The following is a 24656-nucleotide window of genomic DNA, read 5'->3' on the forward strand; positions in this document are numbered from 1 at the left end:
CGCGCAGGTCCGGTCCGTTGTCAGTGGCGGGGTGCACGATGGGGGCATGGCAGGCGCTGCGCTCGATTCGTTCTCCCCCGCGACCCGCTCGTGGTTCACGGGGGCCTTCCGTACGCCCACCTCCGCCCAGGAAGGGGCGTGGCGGGCGATCGGGGAGGGCTCGGACGTCCTCGTCGTGGCGCCGACCGGCTCCGGCAAGACGCTGGCCGCCTTCCTCGCCGCCCTCGACCGGCTCGCGGCGGAGCCGCCGCCCGCCGAGCCGAAGAAGCGCTGCCGCGTGCTGTACGTGTCCCCGCTGAAGGCCCTCGCGGTGGACGTGGAGCGCAACCTGCGCAGCCCCCTGACGGGCATCCGGCAGGAGTCGGCGCGCCTGGGCCTGCCCGAGCCGGACATCCGGGTGGGGATCCGCTCCGGGGACACCCCGCCCGCCGAGCGGCGCGCGCTGGCCACCCGGCCGCCGGACATTCTGATCACCACGCCGGAGTCGCTGTTCCTGATGCTGACCTCGGCGGCCCGGAAGGCCCTGGCCGGGATCGAGACGGTCATCCTGGACGAGGTGCACGCCGTGGCCGGGACCAAGCGCGGGGCGCACCTGGCCCTGTCCCTGGAGCGGCTGGACGAGCTGCTGCCGCGCCCGGCGCGCCGGATCGGCCTGTCGGCGACGGTCCGGCCGGTGGAGGAGGTGGCCCGGTACCTCGCCCCGCGCGGCCGGGTGGAGATCGTGCAGCCGCCGTCGGACAAGGAGTTCGACCTGTCGGTGGTCGTCCCGGTCGAGGACATGGGCGTGCTGGGGGGCTCCCCCGCCACCGAGGGCCGGGAGGGCGGCGACAAGCCGTCGATCTGGCCGCATGTGGAGGAGCGGATCGCGGACCTGGTGCAGGCCCACCGTTCGACGATCGTGTTCGCCAACTCCCGGCGTCTCGCGGAGCGCCTGTGCAACCGGCTCAACGAGATCGCGTACGAGCGCGCCCTGGGCGAGCCGCTGCCCGAGGGCTCCCCGCCCGCCGAGGTCATGGCCCAGTCGGGCGCCGCGCTGGGCGCCCCGCCGCTGCTGGCCCGCGCGCACCACGGTTCGGTGTCCAAGGAGCAGCGGGCGCTGGTCGAGGAGGACCTGAAGGCGGGCCGCCTGCCGGCCGTGGTCGCCACCTCCAGCCTGGAGCTCGGCATCGACATGGGCGCCGTGGACCTGGTGGTGCAGGTGGAGTCGCCGCCCTCGGTGGCCTCCGGGCTCCAGCGCGTCGGCCGCGCCGGACACCAGGTGGGCGCGGTCTCCACGGGGGTGGTCTTCCCCAAGTACCGGGGGGACCTGGTCCAGGCCGCCGTGGTCACCGAGCGGATGCGGATCGGGGCGATCGAGTCGCTGCGCATCCCCTCGAACCCGCTCGACGTCCTCGCCCAGCAGCTCGTCGCGATGACGGCGATGGACACCTGGCAGCTGGACGACCTCCTCGCCCTGGTGCGGCGGGCCGCGCCGTTCGCGGCGCTGCCGGAGTCCGCGTTCACGGCGGTGCTGGACATGCTGGCCGGCCGCTATCCCTCGGACGCGTTCGCCGAGCTCAGACCCCGGGTGGTGTGGGACCGGGTGGCGGGGACGATCACGGGCCGGCCCGGCGCGCAGCGCCTCGCCGTCACCTCCGGCGGCACCATCCCGGACCGCGGCCTGTTCGGCGTCTTCCTGGCCGGCTCGGACCCCAGGAAGGGCGGCGGCCGCGTCGGCGAGCTCGACGAGGAGATGGTCTACGAGTCCCGCGTGGGCGATGTGTTCACCCTGGGCACGACGTCCTGGCGGATCGAGGACATCACCCGTGACCGGGTCCTGGTCACCCCCGCTCCCGGGGTACCGGGCCGGCTGCCGTTCTGGAAGGGCGACCAGCTGGGCCGGCCCCTCGAACTGGGCCGCGCGGTCGGCGCGTTCCTGCGCGAGCTGGGCGCGCTGACCGAGGAGGACGCCCGGCTGCGGCTGCTGGCGGCCGGTCTCGACGGCTGGGCCGCGCAGAACGTCCTCGCGTACCTCGCCGAACAGCGCGAGGCCTGCGGGCACGTGCCCGACGACCGGACGATCGTGGTCGAGCGGTTCCGCGACGAGCTGGGCGACTGGCGGGTCGTGGTCCACTCCCCCTTCGGCGCGCAGGTGCACGCCCCCTGGGCGCTGGCGCTCGGCGCCCGCCTCGCCGAGAAGTACGGCATGGACGCCCAGGTGATGCATGCCGACGACGGGATCGTGCTGCGCCTGCCGGATGCCGACCTGCTCTCCATGGACCTCCTCGACCACGATCCCGCGCACACCGCGGACTTCGCCTTCGACGACGAACAGGCCCCGCTCGGCGCGGCCGACGTCCTCTTCGACCCGGGCGAGGTGAACGGGATCGTCACCGACCAGGTCGGCGGATCGGCGCTGTTCGCCTCCCGGTTCCGCGAGTGCGCGGCCCGCGCGCTGCTGCTGCCGCGGCGCAGTCCGGGCAAGCGCACCCCGCTGTGGCAGCAGCGCCAGCGCGCCTCGCAACTGCTCCAGGTGGCGTCCGAGTTCGGCTCGTTCCCGATCGTGCTGGAAGCCGTACGGGAATGCCTCCAGGACGTGTTCGACGTCCCGGGGCTGACGGAGCTGATGGGCGACATCGAGGCGCGGCGCGTGCGCATGGTCGAGGTCACCACGCCCGAGCCCTCGCCCTTCGCCCGCTCCCTCCTGTTCGGTTATGTCGCCCAGTTCCTCTACGAGGGCGACTCGCCCCTCGCCGAACGGCGGGCCGCGGCCCTCTCGCTGGACTCCCGGCTGCTCGCCGAACTGCTGGGCCAGGCGGAGCTGCGCGAACTGCTCGACGCGGAGGTACTGGAGGAACTGGAGCGGGAACTCCAGTGGCTGACGGAGGACCGGCGGGCCAAGGACGCCGAGTCGGTGGCCGACCTGCTGCGCCTGCTGGGCCCGCTGACCGACGAGGAGCTGGCGGCGCGCGGCGCGGAGCCCGACTGGGCGCCGGCCCTGTCGGCGGCCCGCCGCGCGATCCGGGTCCGGATCGGCGGCGCGGACCACTGGGCGGCGGTCGAGGACGCGGGCCGGCTGCGGGACGCGCTGGGCACGGCGCTGCCCGTCGGCGTTCCGGAGGCCTTCACCGAGCCCGTCAAGGACCCCCTCGGCGATCTCCTGGCCCGGTACGCGCGCACCCACGGGCCGTTCACCACCGCCACCGCCGCCGCCCGCTTCGGCCTGGGCGCGGCGGTGACGGACGGCGCCCTGCACCGGCTCGCGGCGGCGGGCCGGGTGGTGCAGGGCGAGTTCCATCCGGCGGGCATCGGCCAGGAGTGGTGCGACGCGACGGTGCTGCGGAGGCTGCGGCGCCGCTCGCTGGCGGCGCTCCGGCAGGAACTGGAGCCGGTCCCGCCGGCCTCGCTGGCCACCTTCCTGCCCCAGTGGCAGCACCTCGGCGGCGCCCTGCGCGGCATCGACGGCCTGGCCCGCGCCGTCGAGCAGCTCCAGGGGGCCCCGGTGCCGGCCTCGGCTCTGGAGCGGCTGATCCTGCCCTCGCGGGTGGCGGGGTACTCCCCGGCCCTGCTGGACGAGCTGACGACCACCGGCGAGGTGGTCTGGGCGGGCGCGGGAGCCCTGCCCGGGAAGGACGGCTGGATCTCCCTCTACCTGGCGGACGCGGCGCCCCTGCTGCTCCCGCCCGCGCACCCGCTGGAGCTGTCGCCGCTGCACCAGAGCGTGCTGGAGGCCCTCTCCTCGGGGCACGCCCTGTTCTTCCGGCAGCTGTCGGAGTCCGTCCGCGCCGGTCTTCCGGAGGCCTCCGACCTGGAACTGTCCTCGGCGCTGTGGGACCTGGCCTGGTCGGGCCGGGTGACGAACGACACCCTGGCCCCGCTGCGTTCCCTGCTGGGCTCGGGCCGTACGGCCGGGGCCACCGCCCACCGGGCCCGCCGTACGGTGCCGCGCGGCCGGTACGGGACCCTGAGCGCCACGGTCTCCCGTACCGGACCGCCCACCGTCTCGGGCCGCTGGTCGCTGCTCCCGGACCCCGCGCCCGACCCGACGCACCGCGCCCACGCGCTCGCCCGCACCCTGCTGGACCGGCACGGGGTGGTCACCCGCGGGGCGGTGGCGGCCGAGGGGGTCGAGGGCGGGTTCAGCGCGGTGTACCGGATCCTGTCCGCGTTCGAGGACAGCGGGCAGGCCCGCCGGGGTTACGTGGTGGAGGGGCTGGGCGCGGCGCAGTTCGCGATGGACGGCGCGGTGGACCGCCTCCGGGCCGCCGAGCGGACCCCGCCCCCGCTGGCGGCGGTGGTTCTGGCCGCCGCAGATCCGGCGAACGCGTACGGGGCGGCCCTGTCCTGGCCGGAGCCCCCGGCCGGCGCCACGCACAAGCCGGGCCGCAAGGCGGGCTCCCTGGTGGTCCTGGTCGACGGTGACCTCGCCCTGTACCTGGAGCGCGGCGGCAAGACCCTGCTGGCCTGGCCGGAGGTCGACGACCCGCGTCTGGCGGCGGCGACGGCGGCGCTGGTGGCGGCCTCGCGGGCGGGCACCCTGCCCGACCTGACGGTGGAGCGGATCAACACGGCCGCGGCCCTGACCTCCCCGCTGGGCCGCGCCCTGGAGGCGGCCGGTTTCCACGCCACGCCGAGGGGGCTGCGGCTGCGCCGCTGAGGGCTCCGGGCGTCTCAGCCCGGCCACGTATGTCTTGGGCATGTCACGAAACGGCCGCCAGGCGCCCCTGAGCTGCCCGAAGTGCTTATCCGTGCCTTATCAAGGTGATCACACACGTCGCGTTCGACGCCGTGGATACGAAGACACCGACATGGGGGAAAAGAAGTATGAGCACCTTCAGCATGCGCAGAAGCACCCTGGCCGCGGTCGGCCTGGCCGTCGCCGGCACCGTCGTCCTCACGGGCTGCAAGGACGGCAACGAAGACGTGGCGCCGCAGCCGAGCTCGCCGGCCGGCCAGTCCTCGCCCGCCTCCCAGCCCAGCACCCCCGCCTCCCCGAGCACCGGCGCTTCCGGCGGCTACGGCGGCGCCCCGTCCTCCGCCGCCCCGGCCCCCGGCGGCGCCGCCGGCGCGGCCAAGCCCGGCCAGAAGTACAAGATCGGCGAGGCGGCCGAGTTCCCGTACAAGTCCGGCAGCACCAAGGGCCAGATCGCCCTCTCGGTCACCAAGATCGAGCAGGGCCAGGCCGCGGACCTCGACGTGCTCAAGCTCGGCGACCAGGCCAAGGGCAAGGTGCCCTACTACATCCACTACACGGTGAAGAACACGGGCACCACCGACCTGTCCTTCACCTCGGTCAACTACATCAAGGGCCTGCTCGGCGACGGCACCGAGGCGCAGGACCTCTCCATCATCGGCAAGTTCGAGAAGTGCAAGAACGAGTCGATGCCGAAGGGGTTCACCAACGGCCAGACCCAGACGAGCTGCGTGGTCGCGCTGGCTCCCTCGGCCGAGACCAAGGTCTCCGGCGCGCTGTACTGGGGTGACCCGTTCACCCTCAAGGAGGGCCTGACCTGGAAGTAGGCCGCGGCCACCCACCGCACCCCGACGAGCCCCCGCACCGGCACCCCGGCGCGGGGGCTCGTCCCCGTCCGGCCGGGCCGCGGAGCGACAATGGGGCCATGCCCGAAGGAGACAGCGTCCACCGCGCGGCGGCCCGCCTCCACACCGCCCTCGCCGGCAAGCCCCTGACCACCGCCGACCTGCGCGTCCCCCGCTTCGCCACCGCCGACCTCACCGGGCGCACCACCCTGGACGTCACCCCGCGCGGCAAGCACCTCCTGGCCCGCCTGGAAGGCGGCCTGACCCTCCACAGCCACCTGCGGATGGACGGCGCCTGGTACGTGTTCGGCCCGGGCGAGAAGTGGCACGGCGGCCCCGCCTTCGAGATCCGGGCGGTCCTCGCCACCGCCGACGCCACGGCCGTCGGCTACCGCCTCCCCGTCCTCGAACTCCTCCGCACCGCCGACGAGGCCCGCGCGGTGGGCCATCTCGGCCCCGACCTCCTCGGCCCCGACTGGGACGCGGCCAAGGCGGCCGCCAACCTCCTCGCCGACCCCGGACGGCCCCTGGGCGAGGCCCTGCTCGACCAGCGCAACCTGGCGGGCATCGGCAACATCTACAAGGCCGAGCTCTGCTTCCTGGCCCAGGCGACCCCCTGGACCCCGGTCGGCGCGCTCCCCGCGCCGGAGACCACCCTCCCCCGCCTGGCCGCCGCCGCCCGGCGCCTGCTGGCCGCGAACACCGGCGACCCCGCCCGGCCGCGGCGCCGCAACACCACCGGCCGCCACCGCCCCGGCCAGGAGCTCTTCGTGTACGGCCGCGCGCACCGCCCCTGCCTGCGCTGCGGCACCCCCGTGCGCGAGGCCCCGCAGGACGACCGCCCGACGTACTGGTGCCCGCGCTGCCAGACGGGTCCGGCCCCGGCAGCATAGTTGACGCCCCGTCAGATCCACTCGTACGGTCCCTGCATGCCCACACCCACCGCGTACGACCTCACCGGCCGCACCGCGCTCGTCACCGGAGCCGCCAGCGGCATAGGCCGCGCCACCGCCGTCCTGCTCGCCGCGGCGGGCGCGGCCGTGCACTGCGCGGACCGCGACGAGCCGGGCCTCGCCGAGACCACGGCCCTGATCACCAAGGCCGGCGGCGCCGCCACCGCCCACCCCCTCGACGTCACCGACCGCGCCGCGCTGCGGGCCGCCGTCGCCGCGGCCGGGCCCCTCGACGTCACCGCCGCCATCGCCGGGGTGATGCACACCAGCAGCGTCCTGGAGACCACCGACGAGGACCTCGACCGGATCCTGGACGTCAACTTCAAGGGGGTCCTGCGCACCTGCCAGGAGGCGGTCCGCTCCATGATCTCCGCGGGCCGCCCCGGCTCGGTGATCACCATGGCCTCGGGCGCCGTGGACGCCGCCCAGCCCGGCCTGCTCTGCTACAGCGCCGCCAAGGCGGCCGTGGTCCAGCTGACGAAGACCCTCGCCACCGAGGCCGGCCCGCACGGCATCCGCGTCAACGCCGTCGCCCCGGGCTGGATCCGCACCCCGATGACCGGCCGGCACGGCGCCGAGGTCCAGGACCGGACGGAGGCGGCGATGGTCCGGATGTCCCCGCTGCGCCGGGTCGGGCAGCCCGAGGACATCGCGCAGGCGGTGCTCTACCTGGCCTGCGACGCCTCGTCCTTCATGACGGGCCAGATCCTGCGCCCGAACGGCGGAGTGTCGATGCCCTGGTAGCCCCTTCGGCGGCCCCGTCGGCCCCCTCAACCCCGTCAGCGCCCCCAGTAGCCCCCGCGGCCCCCCGGGCCCTGCGTACGGGCACCCGGCCCGTGCAGTGCACCGGCAGCAGCCCCAGCCCCCAGCCGCCCACGGCCACGGCGCCCTCCACGGTCCCGGAGTCCTCCGGGACCAGGGCGAGGCGCAGTACGGCCCACCACCAGAGCACGCCCACCGCCAGCGCGAGGGGTATGAGCAACCTCCGCACGGACACCTCCACGGGGGTCCCCCCGGACGGAGTCTGGGGGAGGGCCGGATCCCGGACGGGCCCATCCTCCCGCAGTACCCCGGCCCCCGCACCCAGAACACCCGCCGCGTCGCCCATGCGCCCCGGCGACGACCGAACGGCGGGGGCGGGCCAACGTCGGGCGGACCAACGTCGGGCGGACGGCAAAGAGCCCCGGCCGGTGCATCACTCACCACCCGGGGCTCCCGCCACACTCACATGCTTGTCGTCACGCTCAAGCGGCTACGACATTCACCGCTTCCACGGGTGCCTTGATGGTCACCCGTTCCGGCCCGCCCGTGACCGAAGCCACGGAGACCGAATTGAGCATCGGGCGCACCGGTGCCGGCACCGGTTCGCTTGCGGCGGCCGACTGCGCAAGCTCCGCCAGCGACAGCTCGTCACTGACTTCGCGCATCAGCTCGGACATCCGTACGTCCAACGCGTCGCAGATCGCGGAGAGCAGCTCGGAGGATGCCTCCTTCTGCCCCCGCTCCACCTCGGAGAGATAGCCGAGCGAAACTCGGGCGGACGAGGAGACTTCGCGCAGAGTACGGCCCTGGCGCTGGCGCTGCCGACGCAGCACGTCACCCAGCAGGCGACGGAGCAGAATCATCGGTGGCTCCCTCCTCTGACCGTGTAGCCGTAACCTTCACGCCCCACCGTACCGCCTCGCGCCGCGGCCGTGCGGGGAGCGATGTCGTGTTCACTCAGGGCTGCAAACATCAAATCCCCCCGTTCTGTTCCGTATCCTGCCCCCGCAGATTCTCGCGGAGTTCGCTCGAGAGGAGTTCGAGCACGGTCCGTACACTCTCCCTACGGATTTCCGTACGGGAGCCGTTCAACCTCAACAGGGCCGTTTTCCTGCCCGCGGGACCGGCCACGGCGATGAAAACCGTGCCCACCGGCTGCCCGTCCTGGGGGTCCGGACCGGCCACTCCGGTGGTCGCGATCCCCCACGAGGCGCCCGTGACCCGCCGCACTCCGGCCGCCATCTCCGCCGCGACCTGCGCGTTCACCGCGCCTTCCGCCGCGAGCAGCTCCGCGTCCACCCCGAGGACGCGGTGCTTGAGTTCAGTGGCGTACGCCGTGACCGAGCCGAGGAAGGAGCGCGAGGCCCCCGGCACCGCCGTGATCTCGGCAGCGACCATCCCTCCGGTGAGCGATTCCGCGACCGCGAGCGTCTGGTCACGCTCCGCGAGCATCCTCAGCACGTCCCCGGCCACGCCGACCGCCCCCGCGACGCCTTCCGCCGCACCGGATTCCTCCGGCAGCCCGCCCGCCCCGTATGTCACCTCGAGGCCCGCTCCGCCGCCAGTCCGGCCCGGCGCAGCACCACGGCCTGCCGGATGTAGTCCAGACCGGTGACCACGGTCAGCACGACGGCGACCGCCATCACCCAGTACCGCAGGGTGGCGAGCGGCCCCGTCAGCGCGAGTACGTACATGCCCACGGCGGTGCCCTGGGCCAGCGTCTTCAGCTTGCCGCCCCGGCTGGCCGGAATCACTCCGTAGCGGATCACCCAGAAGCGCATCAGCGTGATCCCGAGCTCGCGCCCGAGGATCACCCCCGTCACCAGCCAGGGCAGGTCGCCGAGCCAGGACAGACACACGAGAGCCGACCCCATGATCGCCTTGTCGGCGATGGGGTCGGCGATCTTCCCGAAGTCCGTGACCAGGTTGTACGTCCTGGCCAGGTGTCCGTCGAAGATGTCCGTGATCATGGCGACGGCGAAGGCCGCCCACGCCCACGCCCGCCAGACGGGGTCGTAGCCCCCGTCGGCGAGCAGCAGCAGGACGAATCCCGGCACGAGGACGAGCCGGATCATCGTCAGGATGTTGGCGATGTTCCACAGGCTGGCCTGATTGACGGCCGCGGTCCCGAGCTTCGCGCCGGGCGTGGGCCGGCGGCCGGTCCCGCCCGCCGCCGATGCCGGGACACCGGTCATCCGGCCGCCTCCTCAAGCTCCATGCCGAGGGCCTCGGCCACCAGGTCCACACCCAGCGTTCCGACCACCTTCGCCGTGACGATGCGCCCCGGGACCAGGCCCGTGCCGTCCGTGAAGACGACCTGGCCGTCGGTCTCGGGCGCCTGGTGGGCGGCGCGCCCGTAGGCACCCTCGCCCTCCTCCGCCTCGTCGAGGGGGACGACCGTCTCGACGAGCACCTCAAGGGTCTCGCCGATCCGCTCCTCCGCGCGCTGGGAGGTGAGCTCCTCGGCGAGCCGCTGCATGTGCGCGAGGCGCTCCGCGATGGTGTCCGCGTCCAGCTTGCCGTCGTAGGTGACGGCTTCGGTGCCGTCCTCGTCGGAGTAGCCGAAGACGCCGATGGCGTCGAGGCGGGCGTGAGTGAGGAAACGCTCCAGCTCGGCGAAGTCCGACTCCTTCTCGCCGGGGAAGCCGACGATGAAGTTGGACCGGACGCCGGCCTGCGGGGCCTTGGCGCGGATGGTGTCCAGCAGCTCCAGGAAGCGGTCGGTGTCACCGAAGCGGCGCATGGCGCGCAGCACGTCGGGGGCCGAGTGCTGGAAGGAGAGGTCGAAGTACGGGACGACCTTGGGGGTCGAGGTGAGTACGTCGATCAGCCCGGGCCGCATCTCGGCGGGCTGGAGGTAGCTGACGCGGACGCGCTCGATGCCGTCCACCTCGGCCAGCTCGGGCAGCAGGGTCTCCAGCAGGCGGATGTCGCCGAGGTCCTTGCCGTACGAGGTGTTGTTCTCGGAGACCAGCATGATCTCCTTGACGCCCTGCTCGGCGAGCCAGCGCGTCTCGCCCAGCACGTCGCTGGGGCGGCGGGAGATGAACGAGCCGCGGAAGGACGGGATGGCGCAGAAGGAGCAGCGGCGGTCGCAGCCGGAGGCGAGCTTGACCGAGGCGACGGGGCTCTTGTCGAGGCGGCGGCGCAGCGGGGCGCGCGGCCCGGAAGCGGGCGCGACGCCCTCCGGGAGGTCCTCGGGGGCGGCCTCCGGCTCCTGGGCGTGTCCGGGCAGGGCCACCTCGGCGTCCTGGCGTGCCGCCGGGCTGATCGGCAGCAGCTTGCGCCGGTCGCGCGGGGTGTGGGAGGCGTGGATGCCACCGTTGAGGATCGTCTGGAGGCGGTCGGAGATGTCGGCGTAGTCGTCGAAGCCGAGGACTCCGTCGGCTTCGGGGAGCGCTTCGGCGAGTTCCTTGCCGTAGCGCTCGGCCATACAGCCGACGGCGACGACGGCCTGGGTCTTGCCGTGATCCTTGAGATCGTTGGCTTCCAGCAGGGCGTCTACGGAGTCCTTCTTGGCGGCTTCGACGAAGCCACAGGTGTTGACGACGGCTACGTCCGCGTCGGCGGCGTCCTCGACGAGCTCCCAGCCATCCGCCGCCAAGCGGCCTGCGAGCTCCTCCGAGTCCACCTCGTTACGGGCGCAGCCAAGAGTGACAAGGGCGACGGTACGGCGTTCGGGCATGGACTCAAGACTACTTCGTCCCGGCGCCGGCCCCTGCCCCAAGTCCCCCCACAACAAGATCCCCGGGGCCGGCGGCTGGTGCCGCGCGGCGTCCCGGGGATCTGGAATTTCTTATTCCGTGCTGGTCAGCCCGCCTGCGCCTGGCCCTGGCGGGGATCGTCCTTGGTGTACTTGAGGCGCGCCACCTGGCCCTCCTCGAAGTGCTCCTTGATCTCGTTGCCGTTCACGAACAGCTTGACGGCCCCGGCATCGCCGAGCACGAGGTCGACGGACTCCTTGTCCGTGAAGGTCTTCGACTCACCCCGTGCGAGGGTTCCGTCGAACAGCAGGTGTCCGCTGTGGTCCTTCACGGAGACCCAGCTCTCACCGGTGTCGGCCGTCAGGACGACCGTGACGAGGTCCTTGGGGGCCGCGGCGATGGCGCTGTCGGACGGCTCCGGCTTGGGTGACTGCGGGGTCTGGGGCTGGGCGGCGGGCTTGCCCGCGGGCTGCTTGGGCGCCGGCTTCGGGGAGGCGGAACCTTCCGCCACCGGCCGCTTGGTCTGGCCGTCCCCGCCACTGAAGGCGGTGAAGCCGACGAAGCCGATCACGGCGACGATGGCGGCGACCATGGCGGCGGTCCAGTTGGGCCGCTGCCGTTCGGGGCGGATCCGCTCGGCTTCGAACATCGGCGCGGCGGGGGTGGGTGCCGGCCGGCCGCCGTGGGCCGCGTCGTAGCTGTCGATCAGGGGTGCCGGATCGAGGTGCACGGCGCGGGCGAGCGTACGGATGTGACCGCGGGCGTAGACGTCGCCGCCGCACCGCGTGAAGTCGTCCTCTTCGATCGCGTGCACGATCGGGATGCGCACGCGGGTGGTGGAACTGACCTCGTCGACTGTCAGCCCGGCGGCGATCCGGGCCTTCTTGAGGGCCGTCCCGATCGACGGTTCTTCGACGGCGTGTTTGACGAGGCGGTCCTCGGACCGGTCGTCGGTCGAAGGACGCTCTTCTTCGGGGGAGTTGGAGTTGCCGATGGACACGAGGGCGCCTTTCGAGCGTGTAGCCACCTGCTGGATTACCAGTCTAGGGGGGTGACGAAAGGGTGGGGCAACCGGAGGGTCCGCTCCCTACGCCATCCGAATGGCTTCGGGAGGACCCGCCGCTGTCCCTGCTCAACTTGACGCGCGCCCGGGGGAAACGGTTGCCCGCCGATCCCATACGGTCGGGTGAGCCGGACGGACCCCCGTTCTAGGGTGCGTCCTCCCCGCGGATCAGGGCGAGGACCCCGTCCAGTTCGTCCGGCTTGAGCAGAACGTCGCGCGCCTTGGACCCTTCGCTGGGGCCGACCACGCCCCGGGACTCCATCAGGTCCATGAGCCGGCCCGCCTTGGCGAAGCCCACCCGCAGCTTGCGCTGGAGCATGGAGGTGGAGCCGAACTGGGTGGACACCACCAGCTCGGCCGCCTGGCACAGCAGGTCCAGGTCGTCGCCGATCTCCTCGTCGATCTCCTTCTTCTGCTTCTGCCCGACCGTGACGTCGTCCCGGAAGACGGGCGCCATCTGGTCCTTGCAGTGCTGCACGATCCCGGCGATCTCGTCCTCGGTGACGAAGGCGCCCTGCAGGCGGACCGGCTTGTTGGCGCCCATCGGCAGGAACAGCCCGTCGCCCTTGCCGATCAGCTTCTCCGCGCCGGGCTGGTCCAGGATGACCCGGCTGTCGGCCAGCGAGGAGGTCGCGAAGGCCAGCCGCGAGGGCACGTTCGCCTTGATCAGGCCGGTGACCACGTCCACCGAGGGCCGCTGGGTGGCGAGCACCAGGTGGATGCCGGCCGCGCGGGCCAGCTGGGTGATGCGGACGATCGAGTCCTCGACGTCGCGCGGCGCCACCATCATCAGGTCGGCGAGCTCGTCGACGATCACCAGCAGGTACGGGTACGGGCTGAGCTCCCGCTCGCTGCCCGGCGGCAGCTTGATCTTGCCGTCCCGGATCGCCTGGTTGAAGTCGTCGATGTGCCGGTAGCCGAAGGCCGCGAGGTCGTCGTAGCGCAGGTCCATCTCGCGCACCACCCACTGCAGGGCCTCGGCGGCCCGCTTGGGGTTGGTGATGATCGGCGTGATCAGGTGCGGGATGCCCTCGTACGCGGTCAGCTCGACCCGCTTGGGGTCGACGAGGACCATCCGCACGTCCTCCGGGGTGGCCCGCACCATCACCGAGGTGATCAGGCAGTTGATGCAGGAGGACTTTCCGGAACCGGTGGCGCCGGCCACCAGCACGTGCGGCATCTTCGCGAGGTTGGCCATGACGTAGCCGCCCTCGACGTCCTTGCCCAGCGCGACCAGCATCGGGTGGTCGTCCTCGGCGGCGTCCGCGAGGCGCAGCACGTCGCCCAGGTTGACCATCTCGCGGTCGGTGTTCGGGATCTCGATGCCGACCGCGGACTTCCCCGGGATCGGGCTGATGATCCGCACGTCCGGGGAGGCCACCGCGTAGGCGATGTTCTTCGCCAGCGCCGTGATCCGCTCGACCTTCACGGCGGCGCCGAGCGTCACCTCGTAGCGGGTGACCGTCGGGCCCCGGGTGAAGCCGGTGACCTGCGCGTCGACCTTGAACTCGGTGAACACGTTCGTCAGCGAGGCGACGACCGCGTCGTTGGCGGCGCTACGGGTCTTCCCGGGCCCGCCCTTCTCCAGCAGGTCCAGCGAGGGCAGTGCGTACGTGATGTCCCCGCGCAGCTGGAGCTGTTCGGCGCGCGGCGGCAGCGGCTGGGCCTCGGGCGGGGCCTTCGTCAGGTCCGGCACCGACAGCGTCCCGGAGGCCGCGGCGGTCCGCTCGTGCGGCGCGTCGGCCTCCACCGGGACGGCCGGGGCGGCGGGCCGCTCCTCCCGGGCGGGCGGCACCGGAGCGGTGACCTCCACGCCCTTCCCCTCCACGGAGATCCCCTGGGTGAGGTCGGCGACCAGCGGGGACGGCGGCAGCCCCCCGTAGACCACCCCGTCCAGCGCGGCGGCGGCCGCCGCGGCCACGTCGACGGCGTCCATCTCCCGCTCCCCGGGCCGCGCGGCACTGCGCCGCGTCCGGCGCCGCCGGGCGAGCGCGGCCTCCTCGGCCTCGTCGACGGGGTCCGCGACGCCGTCGCCGCCCGAGCGGGCCCGCCACTGCTCGGCGTCGTGACGGTCCCGCCGCCCGGCGGCGCCGTCCTGCTCCCCGTACCCCTCGTCGTACTGGTTCGGCGCGATGATCCCGAGCCGGATCCCGAGCCGGCGCAGCCGCTGCGGGATCGCGTTGACCGGGGTCGCGGTGACCACCAGCAGCCCGAACACCGTGAGCAGCACCAGCATGGGCACGGCCAGCGGCGCGCCCATGGTGAAGATGAGCGGCTTGGAGGCGCCCCAGCCGACGAGCCCGCCCGCGTTCTGCATCGCGGTGGTGCCCTCGTCGCGGCCGGGCGCCCCGCAGGCGATGTGGACCAGCCCGAGGACGCCGATGACCAGGGCGGACAGGCCGATGCCGATCCGCCCGTTGGCGTCGGTCTGCTCGGGGTGCCGGATGAACCGCACCGCCATGACCCCGAGCAGGATCGGCACGAGCAGGTCCAGGCGCCCGAACGCGCCGGTGACCAGCATCGTGACCAGGTCCCCGACGGGCCCGCTCAGGTTCGACCAGGTCCCGGCGGCGACGATCAGCGCCAGGGCCAGCAGCAGCAGCGCGACCCCGTCCTTGCGGTGCGCGGGGTCGAGGTTCTTGGCTCCGCGGCCGAGTCCGCGCAGGACCGCGCCGATGGCGTGCGCGAGACCGAGCCAGCAGGCGCGCACCAGCCGCACCACGCCCCCGGTGGGGGACGGCGCCGGTTTGGCGGCGACCTTCTTGACCGGGGCGCGCCTGGCCGCCGCGGCCTTCTTCGCGGGAGCCTTGCGGGCGGGGGCCGCCTTCTTGGCCGGCGCCGTCGTACGGCCGGTGCGGCCCTTCGCGGTGCCCGCGGTGCTCTGGGAACCCTTGCCGGACGTACTTGAGGCCATGGGGCCGAGGTTACCGGTGCGCACGCCGGTGGACACGCGTGCCCACCCCTTCACCCGTTCGTGTCGCCCCGTCCGTACGCGCTTTGACGCCCCGGCAGACCTGACGCCCGCCCAGCCCGGGCCGGAGGCGGGTGTCTTCGTCGTACGGGAGGACTCAGCCCTGCGCGGGCAGCATCGGCGCTCCCCCGCCGGTCCCCGGCTCCAGGGCGTCCAGCGCCCGCCGCAGCCCGGTCAGCTTGCGCTCCAGGTGGGCGGCGGTGGCCACGACCGCGGCGTCGGCCGAGTCCTCACCGAGCTGCTTGGTCAGGGCCTCGGCCTGCTCCTCGACGGCGGCGAGCCGCGCGGAGAGCTCGGCCAGCAGCCCGGCCGTCTCCTTGCTGCCCTCACCGGTGGAACCGCCGCCCTCCAGCTGGAGGCGCAGCAGGGCCGCCTGTTCCCGCAGTTGGCAGTTCTTCGTGTAGAGCTCGACGAAGACCGAGACCTTGGCGCGCAGCACCCACGGGTCGAACGGCTTCGAGATGTAGTCCACCGCTCCCGCCGCGTAACCGCGGAAGGTGTGGTGCGGACCGTGGTTGATCGCGGTGAGGAAGATGATCGGGATGTCCCGGGTCCGTTCGCGCCGCTTGATGTGCGCGGCGGTTTCGAATCCGTCCATGCCCGGCATCTGGACATCCAGCAGGATGACCGCGAAATCGTCCGTCAGCAGCGCTTTGAGCGCTTCCTCCCCCGACGACGCCCGGACCAGTGTCTGATCGAGCGCGGAGAGGATGGCCTCCAGCGCCAGCAGATTCTCCGGCCTGTCGTCGACCAGGAGGATCTTGGCCTTCTGCACCATGCCCTGTCCTCCTCGCCCCGGCATGGGGCCTCCCCGGCTCCTGGCTCCGGCATGTGCGCCGGGCCCCGCCCCAGAGGACGGCATCCTTGCGCCGTCCGTCCTTGTGCCGGTCATCGTAGCCCCAGTCCCGAGATCGCCACACCCTGTCACCAAGATGTCACTGTGCACGAAGCGGAAACGTGATGGGAGGGCAGAAGGTTCCCCTTGTGCCCTCCGATCACTGCTCTGCCGCCGATCAGTTACCGCGCATGTGCTGTTCCATGACCGACAGTAGGTAGTCGGGTTCGACCGGCTTGGTCACGTAGTCGGAAGCCCCGGAGTCGATGGCCTTCTCCCGGTCCCCCTTCATCGCCTTCGCCGTCAGCGCGATGATCGGCAGCCCCGCGAACTGCGGCATCCGCCGGATCGCGGAGGTCGTCGCGTACCCGTCCATCTCCGGCATCATGATGTCCATCAGCACGACCGCCACGTCGTCGTGCTGCTCCAGGACCTCGATGCCCTCCCGCCCGTTCTCGGCGTAGAGCACCGCGAGGCCGTGCTGCTCCAGCACGCTCGTCAGGGCGAAGACGTTGCGTACGTCGTCGTCCACGATCAGCACCCGCTCGCCGTGGAAGTCGTACGTGCGCGGGGCCGCCACGGCCGGCTCCTGCAGGTCCCAGGGCTCCCCGTACGGCTGCCCCGGCACCTCGGCGCGCGGCGCCGCGTCGCTCAGCTGCTTGCGGCGGCGCCGGAACAGCGCCGAGGAGCCCTGCCCGGCGGGCTCGGCCGCCGGCAGCGCCTGGCGCACCGGAGCCTGCGCCAGGGGCGCGGGAGCCTGCTGCGGCGCGGGCGGCGCATCCTCGGCCGCCCTGCGGTAGTCCCCGCGCGCGCCGCCGGGCGTGGGCGGCGCGTACCCCTGCGGCGGCAGCTCGCTGGGGTGCAGCGGCAGGTACAGGGTGAAGGTCGAACCCCGCCCGGGCTCGCTGGCGGCGTGGATCTCCCCGCCCAGCAGGCGTGCGATCTCCCGGCTGATGGACAGCCCGAGGCCCGTGCCGCCGTACTTCCTGCTCGTCGTGCCGTCGGCCTGCTTGAACGCCTCGAAGATCACCAGCATCTTGCTCGCCGCGATCCCGATCCCGGTGTCGGTCACCGAGAAGGCGATCAGGTCGCCGTCCGCCTCGCGCAGCGAGCCGGCCTCCAGCAGCTGCTCCCGGATCGCCGTCGGAACGTCGCCGCCCGCGGGCCGGATCACCAGCTCCACCGCCCCGTTGTCGGTGAACTTCACCGCGTTGGACAGCAAGTTGCGCAGCACCTGCAGGAGGCGCTGCTCGTCGGTGTGCAGGGTGGCGGGCAGTTCCGGGGAGACCCGTACCGAGAAGTCCAGGCCCTTCTCCGCGGTCAGCGGCCGGAAGGTGGCCTCCACGTAGTCCACGAGCTGGACCAGCGCGATCCGGGTCGGGGAGACGTCCATCTTCCCGGCCTCGACCTTGGACAGGTCGAGGATGTCGTTGATCAGCTGGAGCAGGTCGGATCCCGCGCCGTGGATGGTCTCCGCGAACTCGACCTGCTTGGGCGAGAGGTTCTCGTCCGCGTTGTCGGCGAGCAGCTTGGCCAGGATCAGCAGCGAGTTGAGCGGGGTGCGCAGCTCGTGCGACATGTTCGCGAGGAACTCGCTCTTGTACCGCATCGAGACCGCGAGCTGCTCGGCGCGCTCCTCCAGGACCTGCCGGGCCTCCTCGATCTCGGTGTTCTTCACCTCGATGTCGCGGTTCTGCTGGGCCAGCAGCTCGGCCTTCTCCTCCAGTTCGGCGTTGGCGGCCTGGAGCGCCTTCTGCCGGTTCTCCAGCTCGTCGGAGCGCTCGCGCAGCTGCTCGGTCATCTCCTGCGACTGCTTGAGGAGCATCTCCGTCTTGGAGTTGACGGAGATGGTGTTGACGCTCGTACCGATCATCTCGGCGATCTGGCTGAGGAAATCCTTCTGGATCTGCGTGAAGGGCGTGAAGGAGGCCAGCTCGATCACGCCGAGCACCTTCCCCTCGAACAGCACCGGCAGCACGATCACGTGCGCGGGCGGCGCCTCGCCGAGCCCCGAGGAGATCCTCAGGTAGCCGGGCGGGGTGTTCTCGACCAGGATCGTCCGCTTCTCCTCGGCGACCGTCCCGATCAGCCCCTCCCCGGGCCGGAAGGAGGTGGGCATCTGACCGCCCGCGTAGGCGTAACTCCCGCGCATCCGCAGCTCGTACGAGCCCTCGCCGGGCCCGTCCGTCCCGATCTCGGTGCTGCCGCCGGTGGGCAGCGCGAGGAAGAACGCGCCGTGCTGCGCGGAGACCACCGGGGTCAGCTCGCTCATGATCAGCGAGGCGACGTCGTCCAGTTCCCGGCGGCCCTGCATCAGGGCGGAGATCCGGGCGAGGTTGCCCTTGAGCCAGTCCTGTTCCTTGTTGGCCAGGGTGGTGTCGCGCAGGTTCACGATCATCGTGTTGATGTTGTCCTGCAGGACCTGGATCTCGCCCGCCGCGTCCACGTCGACCTTCAGGCTCAGGTCGCCCCGGGTCACCGCGGTGGCCACGGCCGCGATGGCGCGCACCTGCCGGGTGAGGTTCCCGGCCATCTCGTTCACGGACTCGGTGAGGTCCCGCCAGGTGCCGTCCACGTCCCGGACCCGGGCCTGGCCGCCCAGGATGCCCTCGGTGCCCACCTCGCGGGCCACCCGGGTCACCTGGTCGGCGAAGGAGGACAGCTGGTCGACCATCGTGTTGATGGTGGTCTTGAGCTCCAGGATCTCGCCGCGCGCGTCGATGTCGATCTTCTTGGTCATGTCGCCCTTGGCGATGGCGGTCGTGACCATGGCGATCTGCCGCACCTGACCGGTGAGGTTGGAGGCCATGAAGTTCACCGAGTCGGTGAGGTCCTTCCACGTCCCGGAAACGCCCGGCACGTGCGCCTGACCGCCCAGCCGGCCCTCCGTACCCACCTCGCGGGCCACGCGCGTGACCTCGTCCGCGAAGGAGGACAGGGTGTTGACCATCGTGTTCACGGTGTCGGCGAGCTGCGCGACCTCGCCGCGCGCCTCGACGGTGACCTTCTTCGTCAGATCGCCGTTGGCGACCGCCGCCGAGACCTGCGCGATCCCGCGCACCTGGGCCGTCAGGTTCCCGGCCATGGTGTTCACGTTGTCGCTGAGGTCCTTCCAGATGCCGGTCACCCCGCGCACCCGGGCCTGGCCGCCGAGGATGCCCTCGGTGCCCACCTCACGGGCCACCCGCGTCACCTGCTCCGCGAACGACGACAGCTGGTCCACCATCGTGTTCACGGTGGTGACGAGTTCGAGGATCTCGCCCTTGGCGTCGACCGTGATCTTCTTCGACAGGTCGCCCATGGCGACCGCCGTGGTCACCTCGGCGATGTTGCGCACCTGCGAGGTCAGGTTGTTCGCCATGAAGTTGACGGACTGGGTGAGGTCCTTCCAGGTGCCGGAGACCCCCTTCACCTCGGCCTGACCACCGAGGATGCCCTCCGTGCCCACCTCACGGGCCACGCGGGTCACCTGCTCCGCGAAGTTCGAGAGCTGGTCGACCATCGTGTTGAGGGTGTTCTTCAGCTCCAGGATCTCGCCGCGCGCGTCCACGTCGATCTTCTGCGACAGGTCACCGCGCGCCACCGCCGTCGCGACCTGCGCGATGTTGCGCACCTGCGAGGTCAGGTTCCCGGCCATGCCGTTCACCGAATCCGTCAGGTCGCGCCACACGCCGGCCACGCCCGGCACCTGCGCCTGACCGCCGAGGCGGCCTTCCGTACCCACGTCCCGGGCGACCCGGGTCACCTGCTCGGCGAAGGCCGACAGCTGGTCCACCATCGTGTTGATGGTGTTCTTCAGCTCCAGGATCTCGCCCCGGGCGTCCACGTCGATCTTCTGCGACAGGTCACCGCGCGCCACCGCCGTGGTCACCTGTGCGATCTGGCGCACCTGCGAGGTCAGGTTCCCGGCCATGAAGTTGACCGAGTCGGTCAGCTCCTTCCAGGTGCCGGACACCCCCTCCACCCGTGCCTGACCGCCGAGGCGGCCTTCCGTACCCACGTCCCGCGCCATCCGCGTGACCTGGTCGGCGAAGGACGACAGCTGGTCCACCATCGTGTTCACGGTGTTCTTCAGCTGGAGCATCTCGCCGGAGACGTCGACGGTGACCTTCTGCGACAGGTCGCCGTTGGCCACCGCCGTCGTCACCTGGGCGATGTTGCGGACCTGTCCGGTGAGGTTGCGGAAGGCCGTGTTCACCGAGTCGGTGAGGTCCTTCCACGTCCCGGCGGCTCCGGGCACCTGCGCCTGGCCGCCCAGCTCGCCCTCCACGCCGACCTCACGGGCCACACGCGTCACTTCGGCGCCGAAGGACTGGAGCTGGTCCACCATCGTGTTGACGGTGTTCTTCAGCTCCAGCATCTCGCCGGCCACATCGACGGTGACCTTCTGCGACAGGTCGCCGTTCGCCACCGCCGTCGTCACCTGCGCGATGTCGCGCACCTGCGTGGTCAGGTTCCGGAAGACCGTGTTCACCGAGTCGGTGAGGTCCTTCCACGTCCCGGCCGCGCCGGGCACCTGCGCCTGACCGCCCAGCAGGCCCTTCGCCCCGACCTCGCTGGCCACGCGCGTGACCTCGTCCGCGAAGGTCCGTAGCGTTTCGGTCATCTGGTTGATCGTTTCGGCCAGCTGCGCCACCTCGCCGCGCGCGCTGACCCGCACCTTCTGCGACAGGTCACCGTTCGCCACAGCGGTCGTGACCTGCGCGATGCCCCGCACCTGGGCCGTCAGGTTCCCCGCCATCGTGTTGACGGAGTCGGTCAGGTCCTTCCACACGCCCGCGACCCCGGGCACCTTCGCCTGGCCGCCCAGCTCGCCCTCCGTACCCACCTCGCGGGCGACGCGGGTCACCTCCGAGGAGAAGGACGACAGCTGGTCCACCATGGTGTTCACGGTGTTCTTCAGCTGGAGCATCTCGCCGGCCACGTGCACCGTGACCTTGCGCGACAGATCTCCCTTGGCCACCGCCGTCGTGACGAGAGCGATGTCACGCACCTGAGCGGTGAGCCGGTACGCCATCGTGTTGACGGAGTCGGTCAGATCCTTCCAGGAACCCGACATGCCGCGCACCTGGGCCTGGCCACCGAGCTTGCCCTCGGTACCCACCTCCAGCGCCACCCGCGTCACCTCGTCGGTGAACGCCGACAGCTGGTCGACCAGGTTGTTGACCGTCCGCCCGACCTTCAGGAACTCCCCGCGCAGCGGATGCCCGACCCCCTCCGCGGTCTGCGTCCGCAGGTCCATCCGCTGGTCCAGGTCACCCTCGGCCACCGCCGACAGCACCCGGCCCACCTCGGACACCGGCCGGGCGAGATCGTCGACCAGCTGGTTCGAGGCGTCGATCGCGGCCGCCCAGGAACCCTCGCAAGCGCCTGTTTCCAGCCGTTCGCTCAGCTTGCCTTCGCGGCCCACCATCCGCCGGACCCGGGACAGCTCCCCGGTCAGGTGGAGGTTCCGGTCGGCGACCTCGTTGTAGACGGCGGCGATCTCCGCCATCACGCCTTCGCCGGACACCGTCAGCCGCTTGCGGAAGTTACCGTCCCGCATCGACACCAGGGCCGTGAGCAGCCGGTTCAGCGCGGCGGTATCGACTTCCGTCGTGCCGCCCCGCCGGGACCGACCGCCCTTCGGTCGCGTTCCCGTACGCCGCACCGCTGCGCCAGACTCCACCGTGTCCCTCCCGAAAGGGTCGACCGCTGTTCCACCGGACATCCGGCCGTCCAAGACCGGTACTCCAAGACTGCCCAGTGTTTCACCCCGGTCCAACCAGGCCATAACACTCCGGCACCATCGCACACCCGCCGCACCCCGCGGGTGGAATCCCGGACGTCGGCTCCTCGCGACCGCGAAGGTAAGTAACCTGGCTCCGATGTCCCACCGCGTCGAAGGAGACTTGTGATCACGGCACGGGCGGCTGCCAGTTTCGATCCTCAAGGGCGCTCGGTCGCCGCCGCCCGCGCGTTCGTCCGCGACACCCTGCAGGGCTGGGGCTTCGCGGACATCGTCGACGACGCGGTGGTGCTCACCAGCGAGCTCGTCACCAACGCCGTGGTCCATGCCGGAACCCGGGCCGAGGTCCTGTGCCTGCGCGCCGAGGACGGCGTACGCGTCGAGGTCGCCGACCGGTACCCGGAGCGCGAGCTCCCGCTCCAGCACCCCGGCGAGCGCCCGTACGCGGACCCCGACCGCGAGAGCGGCCGCGGCCTGATGCTCTGCGCCGCCCTCGCCACCCGCTGGGGCGTCGAGTACACCGCCACCCACAAACACGTGTGGTTCCGCCTCGACCTCCCGGACCGGCCGGTCGGTACCCGCTCCGCGGGCCCCGTCATCCCCGACCAGATGCTGCCCCTCGCCGACAGCCGGGTCCGCGTCGCCGTCCTCCAGATCGACTCCGCCGACACCGTCTCCGCCTGGAACGAGGACGCCGAGCACATCTTCGGCTACCCCGCCGAGAAGGCCCTCGGCCGCCCGCTCACCGAACTCGCCGCCTGGCCGCAGACCCCCGGCACGGGCACCGGCGTCGCCGAGGCCCTGCGCCTGTCCCGCTGGGAGGGCAGCTACGGCATCCGCGCCGCCGACGGCCGCGTCATCCCCGTCTACGCCTCCCACCTGCGGGTCCGCGACGCCCACGGCGAGCCCTCCATCGTCTGCCTCCTCGTCCACGACGACGAGCGCGCCCTGCTCCAGACCCCCACCCGGGTCCCCTCCTCCGACGGCGGCCCGCACACCGAGCCGCGCCAGGCGGACCCCTTCGAGGTGTTCATCGGCTCCCCCGCCCCCGACGACCTCGACGGCCTGCTCCAGCGCACCGTCGAACGGGCCCGTGACATGCTCGACGCGGATGCCGCCTTCCTGCTCCTGGCCACGGACGACGAGACCGAGCTGGAGGTCCGCGCGACCACCGGCCTGCCCTCCACCCGCCAGCGCTTCGCCCGCGTACCCGTCGAGGCCGGCACCAACCGCTACGGCTCCGCCCGCATGCCCGCCGTCCACGACGACCTCGCCGCCGTCCCCGGAGCCGTCCCGCTCCTGGAGGCCACCGGCATGCGCTCCGTGATCACGGTCCCCCTCAAGGTCGAGGGCCGCCTCACCGGCTCCCTCGGCGTCGCCGCCGAGAGCCCCGGCCGCTACTCCAACGAGGAGGCCCTGCGCCTCCAGTTCGCCGCCGACCGCATCGCCCTCGCCGTCGAGTCCGCCCGGCTCGGCGAGCTCGAACGGCTGCGCCGCGGCTCCCTCTCCTTCCTCGTCGAGGCCTCCGACCTGCTCGCCGGCACCCTCGACCGGGACCAGACCCTGGCCCTGATGGCCCAGATGACCGTCCCCACCCTGGCCACCTGGTGCGCCGTCTACACCATCGCCGACCAGGCCTCCGACCCCTTCCTCGCCTACGTCCTGCACGAGGACGAGGAACACATCGACGGTCTGAAGGCCCTCCTCTCCCGGGTCAGCCCGCCCGAACCGGTCCGCGAGGCCGGCGCCCGCCCCTGGACGGCCGCGGCCACCGCGGTGGGCGGCGATTCCGTCGTGCTGCCCCTCCTGGCGCGCAACCGCGTGATCGGCATGCTCACCCTGGGCAAGCCGCGCGAGGAGCACTTCCGCCAGGAGATCCTCGAACTGGCCGACGACCTCTCGCGCCGGGCCGCCCTCGCCCTCGACAACGCCCGCCTCTACTCCGAGCGCACCGCCATCAGCCGCTCCCTCCAGCGCAGCCTGCTGCCGCCCGGCTCCCCCGCCGTCCCCGGCATGGAGGTCGAGGTCATCTACCGCGCGGCCGGCGAGGGCAACGAGGTGGGCGGCGACTTCTACGACGTCTTCCCGATCCGCGACGGCGTGTACGGCTTCGCCATCGGCGACGTCTGCGGTACGGGCCCCGAGGCGGCCGCCGTCACCGGCCTGGCCCGCCACGCCCTGCGCCTGCTGGCCCGCGAAGGGCTGGGCGCCCCCGCGGTCCTGGAGCGCCTCAACGCGGCCATCCTCGACGAGGGCGCCCGCAGCCGCTTCCTCACCCTTCTGTACGGCGAGCTGCACCCCCGGCCCGAGGGCGGCGCCCTCATGAAGGTCGTCTGCGCGGGCCACCCGCTCCCCCTGCGCCTGCGCCCGAACGGCCAGGTCACCGCGGCCGCCGAACCCCAGCCCCTGCTCGGCGTGATCGAAGACCTCGACCTCTATGAGCAGACCCTGACCCTGGAACCGGGCGACGTCCTGCTCTGCGTCACGGACGGCGTGACGGAACGCCGAGAGGGCACGCGCATGCTCGGCGACGACGGCCTCGCCGAGGTCCTCACCACCTGCACCGGCCTCACGGCCGGCGCGGTCGCCTCCCGCATCCTGCGCGCGGTGGAACGCTTCGCTGCGGAACCCGCCTCGGACGACATGGCCATCCTGGCCTTCCGCGTCCCGGGCCAGCGCACCGGCGACTGACCACCCCGCCCTCGGGGCGCCGCCCGCCACGGGCAGGCGCAACACGGGGGCACAACGCAAAAAAGGCCCCCGCCAACAGGCGGGGGCCTTTCTTATTGGAGCCCTTTAACGGAATCGAACCGTTGACCTTCTCCTTACCATGGAGACGCTCTACCGACTGAGCTAAAAGGGCGGGTTGTTCGGCGGCGTCCTACTCTCCCACAGGGTCCCCCCTGCAGTACCATCGGCGCTGAAAGGCTTAGCTTCCGGGTTCGGAATGTAAACCGGGCGTTTCCCTAACGCTATGACCACCGAAACACTATGAAGTTAACCAACCGGGCATGGACACGGTTCGTTACTTCAGAACTAACACAGTGGACGCGAGCAACTGAGGACAAGCCCTCGGCCTATTAGTACCAGTCAGCTCCACCCGTTACCGGGCTTCCACATCTG

The 24656-nt window shown here is 72.1% G+C and carries 14 protein-coding genes, 1 tRNA gene and 1 rRNA gene; 5 read left to right on the top strand and 11 right to left on the bottom strand.

What is annotated here, in order from left to right; translation table 11 throughout:
- The first annotated feature begins 46 nt into the window (after positions 1-46).
- From ACFV0Q_RS03600 to ACFV0Q_RS03615, 4 genes are all read left to right on the top strand, one after another.
- A complete protein-coding gene (locus ACFV0Q_RS03600; RefSeq protein ID WP_384999841.1) occupies positions 47-4636 on the top strand; it encodes an ATP-dependent helicase in 4590 nt (1529 codons plus the stop codon).
- Positions 4637-4803: 167 nt separating this feature from the next.
- The gene (locus ACFV0Q_RS03605) at positions 4804-5499 is read left to right on the top strand and encodes a hypothetical protein (protein WP_384999844.1); all 696 of its coding nucleotides are present in this window, start codon (positions 4804-4806) and stop codon (positions 5497-5499) included.
- A gap of 98 nt (positions 5500-5597) precedes the next feature.
- The gene (locus ACFV0Q_RS03610) at positions 5598-6410 is read left to right on the top strand and encodes an Fpg/Nei family DNA glycosylase (RefSeq protein ID WP_384999847.1); all 813 of its coding nucleotides are present in this window, start codon (positions 5598-5600) and stop codon (positions 6408-6410) included.
- 36 nt (positions 6411-6446) lie between these two features.
- Positions 6447-7214, top strand: a complete 768-nt coding sequence (locus ACFV0Q_RS03615) for an SDR family NAD(P)-dependent oxidoreductase (protein ID WP_384999850.1) — start codon at positions 6447-6449, stop codon at positions 7212-7214.
- Here ACFV0Q_RS03615 and ACFV0Q_RS03620 read toward each other — a convergent pair.
- From ACFV0Q_RS03620 to ACFV0Q_RS03660, 9 genes are all read right to left on the bottom strand, one after another.
- Complete coding sequence (locus ACFV0Q_RS03620; protein WP_384999853.1) at positions 7162-7461, bottom strand: hypothetical protein; 300 nt, start codon at positions 7459-7461, stop codon at positions 7162-7164. The two genes, ACFV0Q_RS03615 and ACFV0Q_RS03620, sit on opposite strands and share 53 nt — an antisense overlap.
- Positions 7462-7714: 253 nt before the next feature.
- Complete coding sequence (locus ACFV0Q_RS03625; protein WP_007266936.1) at positions 7715-8095, bottom strand: helix-turn-helix domain-containing protein; 381 nt, start codon at positions 8093-8095, stop codon at positions 7715-7717.
- A 109-nt stretch (positions 8096-8204) separates the two neighbouring features.
- Positions 8205-8684, bottom strand: coding sequence for a CinA family protein (locus ACFV0Q_RS03630; RefSeq protein ID WP_384999885.1), 480 nt, complete (start codon positions 8682-8684; stop codon positions 8205-8207).
- An 86-nt stretch (positions 8685-8770) separates the two neighbouring features.
- Positions 8771-9427 carry a CDP-diacylglycerol--glycerol-3-phosphate 3-phosphatidyltransferase gene (pgsA, locus tag ACFV0Q_RS03635; protein ID WP_384999856.1) on the bottom strand — a complete coding sequence of 219 codons (657 nt, stop codon included), beginning with the start codon at positions 9425-9427 and terminating at the stop codon, positions 8771-8773.
- On the bottom strand, positions 9424-10917 hold the full coding sequence (gene rimO / locus ACFV0Q_RS03640) for a 30S ribosomal protein S12 methylthiotransferase RimO (protein ID WP_384999859.1): 1494 nt from the start codon (positions 10915-10917) through the stop codon (positions 9424-9426). The genes pgsA and rimO overlap by 4 nt, the downstream gene beginning before the upstream one ends.
- Positions 10918-11042: 125 nt before the next feature.
- Entirely contained in the window at positions 11043-11936 is an 894-nt protein-coding gene (locus ACFV0Q_RS03645) for a RodZ domain-containing protein (RefSeq protein WP_384999862.1), read from the bottom strand.
- 208 nt (positions 11937-12144) lie between these two features.
- Positions 12145-14913 carry a DNA translocase FtsK gene (locus ACFV0Q_RS03650; RefSeq protein WP_384999864.1) on the bottom strand — a complete coding sequence of 923 codons (2769 nt, stop codon included), beginning with the start codon at positions 14911-14913 and terminating at the stop codon, positions 12145-12147.
- Positions 14914-15067: 154 nt separating this feature from the next.
- Positions 15068-15748, bottom strand: a complete 681-nt coding sequence (locus ACFV0Q_RS03655; protein ID WP_384999867.1) for a two-component system response regulator — start codon at positions 15746-15748, stop codon at positions 15068-15070.
- A gap of 235 nt (positions 15749-15983) precedes the next feature.
- Positions 15984-21473, bottom strand: coding sequence for a HAMP domain-containing protein (locus ACFV0Q_RS03660; protein WP_384999870.1), 5490 nt, complete (start codon positions 21471-21473; stop codon positions 15984-15986).
- Positions 21474-21698: 225 nt separating this feature from the next.
- On the opposite strand from ACFV0Q_RS03660, the gene ACFV0Q_RS03665 reads away from it, so the two are divergent.
- Entirely contained in the window at positions 21699-24224 is a 2526-nt protein-coding gene (locus ACFV0Q_RS03665; protein ID WP_384999873.1) for a SpoIIE family protein phosphatase, read from the top strand.
- Positions 24225-24320: 96 nt separating this feature from the next.
- Here the strand turns inward: ACFV0Q_RS03665 and ACFV0Q_RS03670 are convergent.
- Positions 24321-24396: transfer RNA gene (locus tag ACFV0Q_RS03670), tRNA-Thr, on the bottom strand.
- Positions 24397-24401: 5 nt separating this feature from the next.
- Positions 24402-24519, bottom strand: a 5S ribosomal RNA gene (gene rrf / locus ACFV0Q_RS03675).
- Positions 24520-24656 lie beyond the last annotated feature (137 nt).

The organism is Streptomyces sp. NPDC059564 (assembly GCF_042735575.1).
Classification (GTDB): domain Bacteria; phylum Actinomycetota; class Actinomycetes; order Streptomycetales; family Streptomycetaceae; genus Streptomyces.

What these genes read in the sequence shown, in the direction of transcription:
- ACFV0Q_RS03600 (WP_384999841.1), top strand. Translation starts at nt 47, where the DNA reads ATGGCAGGCGCTGCGCTCGATTCGTTCTCCCCCGCGACCCGCTCGTGG.
- ACFV0Q_RS03605 (WP_384999844.1), top strand. Translation starts at nt 4,804, where the DNA reads ATGAGCACCTTCAGCATGCGCAGAAGCACCCTGGCCGCGGTCGGCCTG.
- ACFV0Q_RS03610 (WP_384999847.1), top strand. Translation starts at nt 5,598, where the DNA reads ATGCCCGAAGGAGACAGCGTCCACCGCGCGGCGGCCCGCCTCCACACC.
- ACFV0Q_RS03615 (WP_384999850.1), top strand. Translation starts at nt 6,447, where the DNA reads ATGCCCACACCCACCGCGTACGACCTCACCGGCCGCACCGCGCTCGTC.
- ACFV0Q_RS03625 (WP_007266936.1), bottom strand. Translation starts at nt 8,095, where the DNA reads ATGATTCTGCTCCGTCGCCTGCTGGGTGACGTGCTGCGTCGGCAGCGC.
- ACFV0Q_RS03630 (WP_384999885.1), bottom strand. Translation starts at nt 8,684, where the DNA reads ATGCTCGCGGAGCGTGACCAGACGCTCGCGGTCGCGGAATCGCTCACC.
- pgsA (WP_384999856.1), bottom strand. Translation starts at nt 9,427, where the DNA reads ATGACCGGTGTCCCGGCATCGGCGGCGGGCGGGACCGGCCGCCGGCCC.
- rimO (WP_384999859.1), bottom strand. Translation starts at nt 10,917, where the DNA reads ATGCCCGAACGCCGTACCGTCGCCCTTGTCACTCTTGGCTGCGCCCGT.
- ACFV0Q_RS03650 (WP_384999864.1), bottom strand. Translation starts at nt 14,913, where the DNA reads ATGGCCTCAAGTACGTCCGGCAAGGGTTCCCAGAGCACCGCGGGCACC.
- ACFV0Q_RS03655 (WP_384999867.1), bottom strand. Translation starts at nt 15,748, where the DNA reads ATGGTGCAGAAGGCCAAGATCCTCCTGGTCGACGACAGGCCGGAGAAT.